Source organism: Desulfobulbus sp. (genome assembly GCF_030824455.1).
Taxonomy (GTDB): Bacteria; Desulfobacterota; Desulfobulbia; order Desulfobulbales; family Desulfobulbaceae; genus Desulfobulbus.
Genome location: NZ_JAVBXR010000018.1, coordinates 1 through 13,251 on the forward strand (window position 1 = coordinate 1; position 13,251 = coordinate 13,251).

At 59.7% G+C, this 13,251-nt stretch carries 12 protein-coding genes; 7 read left to right on the forward strand and 5 right to left on the reverse strand.

Features of this window, described 5'->3' with window-relative positions; all coding sequences use genetic code 11:
• The first annotated feature begins 227 nt into the window (after positions 1–227).
• The 4 genes from RCH93_RS02980 to RCH93_RS02995 all read left to right on the forward strand — a co-directional run bounded on the left by RCH93_RS02980 (position 228) and on the right by RCH93_RS02995 (position 3,285).
• Complete coding sequence (locus RCH93_RS02980) at positions 228–1,130, forward strand: homocysteine S-methyltransferase family protein (protein ID WP_306546826.1); 903 nt, start codon at positions 228–230, stop codon at positions 1,128–1,130.
• A 185-nt stretch (positions 1,131–1,315) separates the two neighbouring features.
• Positions 1,316–1,699 (forward strand): hypothetical protein, encoded by a 384-nt coding sequence (locus RCH93_RS02985; protein ID WP_306546827.1) that lies wholly within the window; start codon positions 1,316–1,318, stop codon positions 1,697–1,699.
• A gap of 21 nt (positions 1,700–1,720) precedes the next feature.
• Positions 1,721–1,966 carry a hypothetical protein gene (locus tag RCH93_RS02990; RefSeq protein ID WP_306546828.1) on the forward strand — a complete coding sequence of 82 codons (246 nt, stop codon included), beginning with the start codon at positions 1,721–1,723 and terminating at the stop codon, positions 1,964–1,966.
• 122 nt (positions 1,967–2,088) lie between these two features.
• Complete coding sequence (locus tag RCH93_RS02995; protein WP_306546829.1) at positions 2,089–3,285, forward strand: amidohydrolase; 1,197 nt, start codon at positions 2,089–2,091, stop codon at positions 3,283–3,285.
• A gap of 106 nt (positions 3,286–3,391) precedes the next feature.
• Here RCH93_RS02995 and RCH93_RS03000 read toward each other — a convergent pair whose 3' ends face one another.
• The 4 genes from RCH93_RS03000 to RCH93_RS03015 form a co-directional block, all read right to left on the reverse strand.
• On the reverse strand, positions 3,392–5,185 hold the full coding sequence (locus RCH93_RS03000; protein WP_306546830.1) for an NAD-dependent malic enzyme: 1,794 nt from the start codon (positions 5,183–5,185) through the stop codon (positions 3,392–3,394).
• Between the two features lie 228 nt (positions 5,186–5,413).
• The gene (locus tag RCH93_RS03005; RefSeq protein ID WP_306546831.1) at positions 5,414–6,352 is read right to left on the reverse strand and encodes a DUF1848 domain-containing protein; all 939 of its coding nucleotides are present in this window, start codon (positions 6,350–6,352) and stop codon (positions 5,414–5,416) included.
• A gap of 117 nt (positions 6,353–6,469) precedes the next feature.
• Positions 6,470–7,465, reverse strand: coding sequence for a hypothetical protein (locus RCH93_RS03010; protein ID WP_306546832.1), 996 nt, complete (start codon positions 7,463–7,465; stop codon positions 6,470–6,472).
• A gap of 8 nt (positions 7,466–7,473) precedes the next feature.
• On the reverse strand, positions 7,474–7,707 hold the full coding sequence (locus RCH93_RS03015) for a hypothetical protein (protein ID WP_306546833.1): 234 nt from the start codon (positions 7,705–7,707) through the stop codon (positions 7,474–7,476).
• A gap of 657 nt (positions 7,708–8,364) precedes the next feature.
• On the opposite strand from RCH93_RS03015, the gene RCH93_RS03020 reads away from it, so the two are divergent.
• From RCH93_RS03020 to RCH93_RS03030, 3 genes are read left to right on the forward strand one after another with little or no spacing between them, the layout of a single operon-like run.
• Positions 8,365–9,513, forward strand: a complete 1,149-nt coding sequence (locus RCH93_RS03020) for an iron-containing alcohol dehydrogenase (RefSeq protein WP_306546834.1) — start codon at positions 8,365–8,367, stop codon at positions 9,511–9,513.
• On the forward strand, positions 9,513–10,736 hold the full coding sequence (locus tag RCH93_RS03025; RefSeq protein WP_306546835.1) for a nitrogen regulation protein NR(II): 1,224 nt from the start codon (positions 9,513–9,515) through the stop codon (positions 10,734–10,736). Before RCH93_RS03020 ends, RCH93_RS03025 begins: the two co-directional genes overlap by 1 nt.
• Positions 10,706–12,043, forward strand: coding sequence for a sigma-54 dependent transcriptional regulator (locus RCH93_RS03030; protein WP_306546836.1), 1,338 nt, complete (start codon positions 10,706–10,708; stop codon positions 12,041–12,043). The genes RCH93_RS03025 and RCH93_RS03030 overlap by 31 nt, the downstream gene beginning before the upstream one ends.
• A gap of 87 nt (positions 12,044–12,130) precedes the next feature.
• Here RCH93_RS03030 and ribD read toward each other — a convergent pair whose 3' ends face one another.
• On the reverse strand, positions 12,131–13,237 hold the full coding sequence (ribD, locus tag RCH93_RS03035; RefSeq protein WP_306546837.1) for a bifunctional diaminohydroxyphosphoribosylaminopyrimidine deaminase/5-amino-6-(5-phosphoribosylamino)uracil reductase RibD: 1,107 nt from the start codon (positions 13,235–13,237) through the stop codon (positions 12,131–12,133).
• Between the last annotated feature and the right edge of the window lie 14 nt (positions 13,238–13,251).

Here is a 13,251-nt window from a genome sequence, read left to right on the forward strand (position 1 = left end):
CACACACTCATCGTGCATCAGAAAACCTTCGATTATTCAAAGGCTTTTCAGGTTACGGCTTGACAATTCCCTTTAACGGGCATTTCGACGAGCACAGCGAGGAGAAATCTCGTTATGGCTCGAAATGCCCCACCTTCCTCAATGAGATTTTGCTGCGTGTGTCATGCCTCGTTTGATTGAGGAATGGAATACTCCCCCTCTCCATCTTTCACCTTTGGAGCCAAGCAGTGATCAATCTCGATTTTATTGATGAAAAAATAGCCCGCAAACAGATTGTGCTCCTCGACGGCGCCACTGGAAGCGAACTGGAGAAACGCGGCGTAGCGATGAACAGCGCCGCCTGGAGCGCAGAGGCGATGCTCACGGCGCCGGACGTTGTGCAGGCGGTGCATGAAGACTACATCCAGGCCGGGGCGGACGTGGTCACCTGCAATTCGTTCTCGCTGGCCCGACACATGCTGGCCCGCGCCGGGATGGCCGAGCAGTTCCGTCGCCTCAACGCCGCTGCAATCGCGGTTGCAATCAAGGCGCGCGACCGGGTCGCCGCTGGGCCGGTGGCCATTGCCGGCTCGATTGCGCCAACCACCTTCTGCGCCAATCCGCAGCTCTGTTACCCGCCGCTTGACCAGGCGCTTTCGTGGTATGAACAACAGGCCATGATCCTGGCCGAAGCCGGGGCCGACCTCTTGATTATTGAAATGATCGAGGACATTGCCCAGGGTTCCCTGGCCATCAAAGCGGCACTGACCACGGGATTGCCGGTGTGGCTGGGTTTGAGCTGCGTGAAAAACGCAGGCGGGGAGATTCTGTTGTGGGAGCAGGGCCACAGCCTGGCAGAGGCGGTCGGAATCTTTGCCGGGATGGGCGCCGACGCGGCGTTCATCATGCACACCGAAACCGAGGACGCGGCAGCCGGGCTGGCCGTACTGGCCGCCGGCTGGAGCGGCAAACGCGGCGTATACGCCCATTCCGGCAATTTTGTGATGCCCAACTGGCAGTTCGCCGACGTCATAACGCCAGAAGCCTATGCCGACGCGGCAAAAAAATGGGTGGAGATGGGCGCCGACATCATCGGCGGCTGCTGCGGCATCGGGCCTGCTCATATACGACGGCTGAAAGAAACACTCTGACATTTCGCGGCCTCAGGCAACGCCACGCCGCCTGAACACCCTGTGCATGCACGGCCTTCCATGGCGCCGCACCAGCTTTTTCTCTTTTCTTTTGCGGCCAATCTCTGCACAATGGCCCTCATGGGAAACCGATGCGTTCCCCGGCAGCCAACCGCCACTTAGCCAACCTCCACCAAGGACCTCATATGTTACGAGATTTAGCACTGGCCGCAAAGGCCGCCTGCAGCCGGGAAGATCAGGAAAGCCTGGTCCCGCTGGTCAAAGATTTGCGCGATCTGGGCGAAGTCGCCTTTAAGCGCGGGCTGCTGGCCCTGGAAGGCGAATTGATGCAGATCAAGGATCCCTTTCTCAAACTGGGCATCCAGTTGATTGTCGATAAAACCGAGCCGGAAAACGTGCAGGACATCCTGGACGCCGACATCTACTACAATGAATCCAACGGCCGGGAACTGCTGAAGAAAATCATTATCCGCGAGGGATTGCTGCGCATCCAGGCCGGCGACAACGCTCGCAACATTCTCATCTGCACCAAGGTCTTTCTCGGCAAAGCCGATTCAAGCTTGTGGTGAGCGCGGAAAGAGGAGGACCCCATGGCCAATACAAAGTTCATTGATTTATCCAGAGAGCAACAGACGGCCGAAGTGCATAGCCGCTTTCAGTTTCAGGAAGGATCGGGCTGGCACACCGTCGAGGGCGTTTTTGCCGGCAAGGACGAGGCCGACGTCATCGCCGCCCTGATCGACCTGGAGGAAGCGGAGATCAACGCCGTGGGCGACTGCATGACCGGATTCTGCACCATCCAGCCGAAACTGGAGGATTTTGTCCGCAAACCGTAGCGACGGGACGAGCGTTTACTTCTTGTGGCGCGGTGATGCACAATGAGGCGGGAGACCGGGCAACGCGCTTCCGTCCGAGCCCCCGCCCCCCACCCGACCATTGACAGTCAACGGAGTGTTTCATGGACGCCACCCGATTCATCGTTGCCGGCGGTTTGCTTGACGGCAGAAGCGCGGTTGCGCGCAAGAACGTCTATCTGGCGGTCAAGGGCGGCCGCATCACCGCAATGGGCGCGAAAGACGAACTACCCGACGAGCCTGGGGCAATCATCGACGACCTGTCTCACTGCACCATCGTACCGCCGCTGATGGACTGCAGCGTTGCCCTGTCGCGTTCGCCTTCGATTGACCCGAACACCCAGGCGAGCGTGGAGGCGGCTGATCCCGAGCAACGGGCCGCCCTGTTCCGCCGGCACATCGGCGACTGCCTGGCGCACGGCGTGCTGGCCGTGGCCGACAACGGAACCCCGGAGGGATTGCTGGCTCGGAGCGGCACGCCAACTGCGCAGGAACAGGCCATCGTTATTTGCTCATCCGCTCCGATCCCGCTCAATACGGCCGATGATGCGCCAACCCCTGCCTTGAATTGTCAGTTCCACAGAATTCAATATTCCCCGGATATAGATCAGGTGGAAGGTCCTGGGCCAGGCATGAGCGTTATGCGCATTGACGCCCTGCGGAGCCTGCTGTCGCAGCCCAGGCGCGGAAAAACGGTGGTGGTCGCCAATGGACCGCAGGCTGTGGCCGAGGCCCTGGCCGCAGGCTGCGACGCCATTGAGCAAGGCTACCTGATGGGCGAGGAAAATCTCCGCAAGATGGCAGCCGATCAGGTGCTGTGGCTGCCAAGCGTGCTGCGGGCAAAAAACGCGCTGGACAGCTCAGGCTCCGGCGGCGAGGTCTGCTGCCGCTTCTCGTTGCGCTATGTTGCGCCGGGAAAAGCGCTGCCAGGGGCCGAGGTCCACTGGAAAGCGATGCTCGCCGATCAGCTTGGCCAATTGGGTCGGGCACGGATTTTGGGGACGCCGACAGCCGTGGCCACCGGTGCCGGCAGCGTCGGCATTCTCCATGGCGAGTCTGTGGTTGAGGAGATCAAACTGTTCATCAAGGCTGGTTATTCCCTGGCCGAGGCGATTGGATGCGCCTCGGAACAGGGCGCTCGTTTTTTTGGCGTGGCGCAGATCGGCGCGTTGAGGGTCGGCGGTCCGGCCACCTTTCTCCTCACCCGGGGCACGCCGCACCAGTTGCCCAGGAAACTGGCCTATCTGGAAGGCGTCTACGTCAACGGCGCGCCCAGCGGCAGCTATCGAAAAACTCCGTGACAGGCGCGCCTGACAGCCAAGCGTCTATAGAAGCAAACAGAGGCAAACGGCAGCCGACGCGTCCGGAGACGCGCCGGCAAGGGAAAGGAGCAATCGCGAGAAAGGCTCAGATGTAGCTCTGGTAGTCCGGCTCAAACATCAGCGACTGGATATATTCGGCCAGATCATCCGGCTTGGGTTTGGCGGCAAGTCCGGTTGCATAGGCCACCTCGGCCACGGCTACGGCCACGGCCAGCGACACCTCGCGGATGCGCGGCAGAGGCGGATAGACCCGGCCGAACTGCAGATCCGCGTCGGAGACCTCGCCGGCCACCACCCGCGCCGCCGTCAGGAACATCTCGTCCGTCACCCGCACCGCGCCGCTGGCCATGACGCCCATGCCAACCCCGGGGAAGATGTAGACGTTGTTGCCCTGCGACGGGTACCGCTTCTGCCCGTTGATGACCACCGGATCAAAGGGGCTGCCGCTGGCAAAGATGGCGCGACCCTCGGTCCAGGTGTAGGCCTCCTCGGCGGTGCATTCCGACTTGGAGGTCGGGTTGGAGAGCGAAAAGACAATCGGCCGCTCGTTGATCTGCGCCATGGTCTCCAGAATCTCGGGCGTGAAACGCTTGGGCTGGCCGGAGACGCCGATGATCGCATGCGGCTTCAAGGCCTTGACCACCTCATGGAAATCGGCGATGGGCGGATGGTCGTGGGCGTAGAGCAGTTTGTGGCCGCTGAGGTCGTCCCGGCTCTTGACGATCAATCCCTTGGAATCGACGTACCAGCAACGCAGACGGGCCTCCTCGACAGACAATCCCGCCTCGACCAGGGCCGAGACCAGCAACTGGCCGGCGCCAAGCCCTGCCTCGCCCGCGCCCAGGAACAGAAACCGCTGCTCCCTGAGATCGCCGCCGGTGATGCGCAGGGCCGAGAACATGCCGGCCACGGTGACGGCGGCAGTGCCCTGGATGTCGTCGTTGAAGCAGCAGACCTCATCGCGGTACTGTTGCAGCAGGCGGAAGGCGTTTCGGTTGGCAAAGTCCTCAAACTGGATGAGGGCGCCGGGAAACACCTGCTGCACCGCGAGAACGAATTCCTCAAGCATTTCGTCGTACACCTCGCCGCGGATGCGCGGGTGCTGCAGGCCGATGTAGAGCGGGTCGTTGAGCAAGCGGGCGTTGTCCGTGCCCATGTCGAGGGTGACCGGCAGGCTGAGCGAGGGATGGATGCCGGCGCAGACCGAATACAGGGCCAGCTTGCCCACCGGGATGCCCATGCCGTCGGCGCCCAGATCGCCCAGACCGAGGATGCGCTCGCCGTCGGTGACCACAATCACCCGGATGTCGTTGAACGGCCAGTTGCCGAGCAGCTCCGCCACCCTGCCCTTGTCCCGGGCGGTGATGTAGATGCCGCGCGGCCGACGGAAGATGTGGCCGAACTGGAGGCAGGCCTGGCCCACGGTGGGGGTGTAAACAATGGGCATCAGCTCTTCGATGTTGTCGAGCAGCACCCGGTAAAAGAGCGTCTTGTTGCGGTCCTGGAGCGCAATCAGGTAGACGTAGCGCTCGATGTCGGTGGACTGTTTGCGCAAGTTTTCGAGGATGCGCTGCACCTGCTCGTCAATGGTGTGCACTCGGGGCGGCAGCAGGCCGGTCAGTCCCAGGGTTTCACGTTCCTCCAGGGTAAAGGCCGAACCCTTGTTCAGGGCTGGATCGCGCAGCAGGGCAATGCCGGTGGGCAACGCGGCCAGATCGTTGCTGGCCCGCATCCGGGCGCTGGCGGCGCCGCCGGCGTTCTTTTTCAACATCGACCGCAGGTTGATGTGGCTCAGGAACCGCGATAGGGTTTCGCCGTCCACCAGATCTTTTTCAAAACGGATGAGCATCTCATCCTTTTCATGCACTATTTTATACATACGCTGTCCTCTCCCGCGCGCGTCCTGGACGCCGCGCCGTCAATGCCGCATTCAATGCAGCATTCAATGCAGCCTTATCCCGGTCAACAGCGATCGTTCGCCGGCCGGAAGGGCAAAATAACCGCTGCCTGCAGCATTACAAAGCCGCAGCTTGCCTGTCAAGGTTCTCGGATTTATTGCACGTTTACAGCGGGACGAAGCGTTGATCGGCTTTGCCCCGCCGCCTGCTTAAAAAAGCCTGCCCTGGGGCGAACACACAGACGCCATCCTGCGCTCGGTGATGGTCTCCCGGCCGTTGAGGACACCGGTCAACAGGGGTGAGCGAGGATCATGGGCCGCGTGGTTGCGGGCCACCACCTGGGGGCTGACGTTGGCGTAGCAATACCGGCAGCCGTGCGGGCAGGTGTTGTACGCACCGATGTCGACGCTGGCCGCGCAGCCGCAGCCCGGCCGCTGACCGCTGTCTTTTTTGATCCGCACCGGTTGCCTCAGGATGTCGGCCACCAGGCGCTCGTCGATGCACCGGGCCGCAGCGATCCCGCACTGCTCCGTGAACAATGGGTCGCAGCAGGCGCACAGCTCGATCTCACAACGGGCGGCAAGGGCGGCGAGGCCCCGAATGAAACGGATTTTCTCGCTGTCCTCAAGGGGCAGCAACGCTAGTCCCGTCAGGTTGCGTTTGCACTTTGCATACACGCTGAGAAAACTGATGGTGCATTGGCGGGTGAATCCGCGCAACTGTTGGGCCAACTGCGCAAAGGCGCGGAGATAGTGGTCGGGATCCAGGGCGGGAGTCAGGACAATCGGGTCAAAGCGCCACAGCATCCTCTCTGGGCCGATCCGCTCGCTCAGACGGCGGAAGGCCGCAATCCGGGTGTCGATGTCTGCAAGGTGTTGCTCCAGGGTGTGGTCGCAACCGGTGAGGGTGTAGTGAAAAAAGTAGGGATAACCGAGCCGGTCGATTTCGTCCAGGCGAGGCAGCAGCGGCGCGGGGTTCTTGGTCCAGAAAACCAGGCAGTCGACCACGCCGGGGTCCAGCGCAACCCGTGAGACCTGCAAGGGATTGAAGGGGTTGCGCACCAACACGTATCCCGCTCGCAGCCGGTTGAGCAGCCAATCGCTGTAAAAGGCGGGGATGTCGGTTCGTCTGGAGGCGCTGACAATCATCGAGAGGTATTGGGACTCATTGGTTTTGCGCTGCCTCCACCGGACCTGACAAAATTCGCCGCAATAAAAAAGGCCCGGAGCAACCGGGCCTTTTTGTACCACATCTTCGCGCAAAAATCAGATGTCGTGCACCTCCATATACACCAGCGTCTGATTCAGCAGCTGATAGGCGATCTCGCCAAAGGTGATGGGCCCGACAAAGGGATCGGTCTTGCGGCCTTCCAGTTCGGAATACAGATAATTCAGGATGCAGTTGCAGGAAAAGACAATGTTTTGTCCATCGAGGTTGCTCTTGCGCAGTTGTTCGCCAAAAGAGGCGGCATAGTTGCTCACCGCCTTGGCGTGTTTATAGCGGATGCCGGTGAACACCGGGGCGTAGAATTTCACCTCGCCGCCGGGATCGACGCTCTGGAAGCTGATGTTGACCAAGGCGCCGTAATAATCGGCTACAAGGGGCAGCTTGGTGTCGAGATTATTGCGGGTGATGTACTCGGCAAAGTTTTCTTTGACGCCGTTGACCATCACATCGGTGCAGGAAAAGCCGTCTGCGGCGAAGGTAAGCATATCGCCGTCGCCCTGCTCAAATATATTGATGATGCCCACCTCCACCGACTTGCCCGGCGGCAGGGTCACATGCATGACCACCGCCTCCTGCTCGTAGGCGGCGCCAGAGCTGCCGTCAAACACCTTGGGGGTCGCCTTGCCCAAGTCGCTGAGATGGACGCCGGCCACCCAGCCGATCAGCGGACGGTTGCCAAAATCCTTATAATTGGGGCCATTGAGAGCAAAAGACGCGTGCGCCGGGCTTGTCGCCGGTAGGATGATAAAACTGAACCCGCTGCCCTCGGCGTCGGTGTACACCTTGCCCAGTCCGTTCTGGTCGTAGACCGAGGTGATTGCCGATGCGGTCACGGCCGAAATGTCGGTGACAAAAATTTTATCCTGGGAGACGGCGCCACCCTCAGACGGGGTGATGAAATAGGGGATGGTGCCGCCAATCCACTGCCCTTTGGGCAATTGACGCAGCAAGGCCTCTTCGCCGGCCAAGAGCAGCGTGCGACCTTCAGCAATGAATTTTTCAACCTCAACGACACTGTACATGTTCTGTTGCATGGTTCCTCCTATCCGAAAATGATTTTGATGTCTTCCTGCGCCGACGGGCTGGATGCATTCTTTTCATAGATGGCAAACAACTGATCCACGGCGTCGCGGACATTTTCGGGTGTTGGGGCCGCGCTGACCGTGCGCACCACCCGGCCGAGCAAAATTTTGGCAGCTAAAAATTTGAGCGTGTACGTCTTCCGACCAGTGACAACGTCGGCCCACCGTGGGTTGCTTTTTGGGGGAACACTCATACCCGATTGCCTCCTCAGCATAGTCACGGGTGTTCCGGATCTCGCCCTCTCCGCGTTTGCCGGAAACACACCCTTTGCGAATAGAAAAAGTGTATCACGTCGTTGTCGACGAAAACAAGGCGCAGTGAAAATTAATTGTGCACGAATTGAGTGACCGGTGCGGCAATCGCACCGGCAAAAGAGACGAAGGGCAACGCATTGCAGCCGAATTCGCTCTTATTGGGGCGTACGCTGGGGTGTTTCGCGGCTCCTTCCGGCCAAACGCGAGTCATCGCGCCTCGCCTCGACCATGCTTTTGAGTCACAATGACCCGATCTTTTCTTCGCTTCTGCATCCATCTGTGCTATTCTTGTCAAAAAGAGCCTTTCTTGTTCGATGGTATGTGCAGTCGAGAGGGTCATTTATACCCACTCGCCCGTGTCCGCTGTGTTGTCAGGTCCCACCAGGAGATCACCCGGCATGAAAGATGCAACTGTACCTTTGCCTTGTAAGGAAAAGTTTGCGGCGCAAACACGAACACGCTCCTCCGTTTCCCCAACCAAGCCTGCCGCAGATTTACATCAGGCTCAGGCAATCGAACCCCACTCCTGCGGCGGCCTGGAAATGGCCCCGGTCTTTAAGGTACTCGACCAGAACTCTTCAAGCAGAACCGGATTCATGGATATTACCAAATTCGCCATTCCTGAAATTATCTTTGGCCGCGGCAGCCTCAACTACGCCGGCCAGTGCGCCCTGCGCCTCGGCGCCAAAAAAGTCTTCCTGGTCAGCGACGAAGGCATTGAAGAGGCGGGATGGCTGCAACGCCTGATGGACATCCTCGAAAAAGAGGGGATCAAGTGGGTCTATTACCCCGGCGTCACCTCGAATCCACGCGACTTTCAGGTGGAGCAGGGGGCGGAGTTTTATTTGAAAAACGGCACCGACGTGATCATTGCCATCGGCGGCGGCAGCGCCATGGACACCGCCAAGGGCATCGCCATTATTGCCAGCAACGGCGGCAGGATACGCGACTACGAAGGAGCCAACCGGGTGCAGCGCCCACTGCCGCCAATGATGCTGATCACCACCACCGCCGGCAGCGGTTCGGACATCAGCCAATTCTGCATTATCACCGACATGAAGCGTGGGGTCAAAATGTCCATCATCACCCGGACGCTGGTGCCCAACATCTCAATTGTCGATCCGCTGATCCTGCGGACCAAGACCGAATCGCTGATCATCCAGTCTGCCGTCGATGCCCTGGCCCACGCGATCGAGGCCTATATGTCGCGCATTGCCTCGCCCTTCACCGAAATTCACTCGCTTCGGGCCATTGATCTGATCCTGGCCAACCTGCAACGCGCGGTCGCCACCCGTTCGCTCGATTCGCTGGAGCAGTTGAGCATTGCCTCGGTTTCGGCCTCGATGGCCTTCAGCAACGCTGGTCTCGGCGCCGAACACGCCTTAGCGCACGCCTTGGGCGGCCATTTCGACATGCGGCACGGGGTGGTGCATCCGATTCTGCTGACCAGCGTCATGCGCTTCAACATGGGCGTCAACCTGCAACGCATGGCCGACATTGGCCGCCTGATCCTCAAACGCCAGGTGGGATCGGACCAGGACACGGCCCTGGCCGGCATCGAAAAACTCGATGAATTTTTTGCTTCGTTCGATGTGGCCCTGCGCCTGAGCCAACTGATTCCGGAAAGCGAACGGCATCACTTGGAATCACTCTGCAAAATGGCGGTGCAAGACGCCTGCAACCTGACCAATCCACGGCCGGCCACCTGGGAGGAGTTTCTGCGAATCTGTGAGGAGGTGTGGTGATGCCCCACTATACCACTCTTGAGGACCTGGTCGGCATCGAGCACTGCAAACTCGGGTTTTACCAGGAGTTGCAGCAAAAGGTTGAGCAACTGAAGGGCTCCAACCTCGAGCTAGAGAAAAAACGCAAAGAAATCCAGGCGTTGCTCGACGGAATCACCGACCTGATGGTGGTGTTGGCCGAGGACATGAGCATCCAGCGGGTCAATCATGTGTTCACCGACTGGTTTCCCGGCATCGACCCCATCGGTCGCTTTTGCTATGAAATCTTTCGCGGCAGGGACGGACGCTGCGACAACTGCCCGGCGCTGCGCGCCCTGGACCAGGATGAAATCGTCAAGGATCTCTGCATCTACAAGGTCAACGACGACTTCAAGCACTACGAGATCATTGCCTCGCCGCTGAAAACCAGCCTTACCGGCGAGCGTCAGGTACTGCTCTTCAAGCGGGACGTCACGCTGGAAAAAGAATTTCAGGCCCAGTTCTATCAAGCCGAAAAAATGGCCACGGTCGGGGCACTGGCGGCTGGCGTGGCCCATGAAATCAACAATCCGCTCACTGCGATCAACGGCTTCGCCCAAGGGTTGAAGCGGCGAATCATCCGTCTTGAAGGCAAGATTGACGACGACATGTACGGCGACTTCAAGGAGTACACCGAGACCATCATCAAGGAATGCTTGCGCTGCCGCGACATTGTCCAGACGCTCTTGACCTTCAGCCGCCCCACCGCCTCCAGTCTGAGTCAGGTCGATCTCAATCAGTGCGTCACCGACACCCTGTTTATCCTCAAACATCATTTCAAGGAGCAGCAGGATCTGACCGTCACAACTGAACTGCTGGACGACTTGCCGCACATCCTGGGCGACGAGTCGCAGCTCAAACAGGTCATCATCAATCTGTTGACCAACGCCCTGGACGCCACCAGCAACGGCGGCTCCATTCTGATCAAGACCCACACCGACGAGGCGGGCGGGGTGACGCTGGTCATCGAAGACTCAGGTTGCGGCATCCCCCTGGGCGTCCAGGACAAACTGTTTGAACCCTTTTTCACCACCAAGCCCGTGGGCAAGGGCATCGGCATCGGGCTTTCCACCTGTTATTCAATTGTAAAAAACCATCATGGAGAGATCACCGTCACCAGCGCCGTTGGCCTGGGCTCGGCGTTCAGGGTTGCTCTTCCAGGCATAAAAGAAGAATGGACAAAGAAAAATATTCCATCCTGGTAATCGACGACGAAGAGTCGATTCGCAGACTGCTGCAAAAGGAACTGGCCAACAGCCGGCGCGAGATCGTCACTGCCGCCGACGGCGCCGAGGCCATGGCCATGGCGCGGAACCACTGGTTTGACGTCATCATCATGGATCTGTGGCTGCCGGATGTTTCCGACCTGGAACTGTTGATCAAGATACGGGAATCGATTCCCCATATCGAAGTGATCATGATCACCGGACACGGCGACGTCGACATCGCGGTGGAAGCGATGAAGCTGGGGGCCTGCGATTTCATCCGCAAACCGTTCAACCTCGACCGGCTCGACCTGATCGTGGAAAAGGCGCATCAACGGGTGCTGCTCTCCCGCGAAAACGCCATGCTTCGCCACAGCACCGGTCAGGAGCAGAACAAGGTGCGCTTTATCGGCAACTCCCAGGCCATGCGCGACATCCAGTTTTTGATCGACAAGGTCGCCCCGGCCCGCATTCCGGTGTTGATCACCGGCGAGTCTGGCGCGGGCAAGGACGTGGTCGCCCGCCTGATCCATCAGCGCTCGCCCCTGGCCGCCAATCCGATGATCATCAAAAACTGCGCCACCCTGCAGAAGGAACTGGCGCGCAGTGAGCTGTTCGGCCACATCAAAGGGTCGTTTACCGGCGCCAACGAGTCGCGGGAAGGGTTGCTTTCCTTTGCCCACGACAGCACTCTTTTTCTCGACGAGATCGGCGAATTGCCGCTTGAGGTGCAGGCCTCGCTGCTGCGGGTGCTGGAAACCGGCACCTATCGACGGGTGGGTGAAAAGGAGGAGCGCAAGGTGAACATTCGGTTTCTCTTCGCCACCAATCGCCACCTAGCCGAAGAGGTGGAAAACAACCGATTTAACGAGGCTTTTTTCCATCGCATCAACGCCTTCAGCATTGAAATTCCCTCGTTGAAACATCGCAAGGAAGACCTCCCCCTGCTGGTGGATTATTTCCTTGCCACCCTCAGCCCGGACAACACTCACTACCGCATCGTCGAGCGGGCCATGGCCTGCATTCTGCGCTACAACTGGCCGGGCAACATCCGGGAACTGCGCAACGTCATCGAGCGTTCAATCATTTTGGCTGAAAACGGCATCATCACCGAACGCTGCCTGCCGCGCGAACTGGTGGAATCTTCGGAAAGCAACGGCGCCGCCCTGACCCTGGAATCGGTGGAACGACAACACATTCTCAAGATGCTCGACTTCTACTCCGGCAACCGCCAGAAGACTGCAGACACGCTGGGAATCAGCCGCAAGACCCTCTACCGGAAGCTGACCCAGTACGCCATCGAATAGAAGGCGGCAAACAGCGTATGGAGGAGAAGAAGACAATGCCGACGAACGGAGCCCAACCCACGAAGGCTGAGCGAGAGGATCAATCAGTTAGCGGGACACCAGGGCCTTGAACAGGATGTCGTTGCCCAGTTTATGCACTGCAATGTCGGTCAACGCGGGCGCGGCCGAACGGCTGTCCAGACTGTAGCCGCGGACAAGCGGCGTTCCATGATCGCCGGCGATGAAGGGCGCATACAACAGCTGCACCTCGTCGACAAGGCCTTGGCCGTACATGGCGCCGTGTATGCCGGCGCCGCCCTCGACCAGCACGGAGGTAATGTTTTGTTGCCCCAAAAATTGGAGCACTGCGACTAGCCCCACCCAGCCGGCTGTGTCGACAGGCAGGCGATGAACCGCAGCGCCGGCGCGGGTCAACAACGCCTCCTTTTGGCAACAGGCGTCTTTGCCGCAGAACACCCAGGTCGGCGCTGCCGACTGTTGGGCGAGCATGCTGGCCTCTGGCGGCAGACGCAAATGGGTGTCGAGAACAATCCGCAACGGATCCCGTGTCGCGACAACGCCTTCAAGGCGCGTGGTCAGACTGGGGTCGTCGATAATCGCCGTATCCACTCCGATCAAGATGGCGTCAACTTGGTTGCGCAACTGGTGCACATACCGGTTGGCGTTAGGACCGGTCATTGCCGCACCCTGCTTTGGCAGCAGCGTCATTTTGCCGTCAAGGCTCATCCCCGCCTTCATGATCACCCAAGGCAACCCCGTGGCGCTGTGCTTGATAAACGGATAATTCAAGGCGCGACATTGCGACTCCAACACCCCGCTGCGGACTTCGACGCCTTCGGCTTTCAGACGCTCAGCGCCGCCGCCGGTCACCTGCGGATTGGGGTCGGACATGCCAATAACCACCGCAGCAATGCCGGCGCGAAGAATTGCCTCGGTGCAGGGCGGCGTTCTTCCGGTGTGGTTGCAGGGCTCAAGCGTGACGTACAGGGTCGCGCCCTTGGCCGCCGGTCCTGCGTCGGCAAGGGCGTGCACCTCGGCATGGGGAGTGCCGGCCTTTTGGTGATAGCCTCGCCCGACGACCTCGCCCTCGGCAACAACAACGGCGCCCACCGCAGGATTGGGCGAAGTGCGGCCCAGACCTTTTTTTGCCTCGTCCAAGGCCATCTGCATAAAACGGTGGTGTTCGTTGCCCATAGCGCCCCTCACTC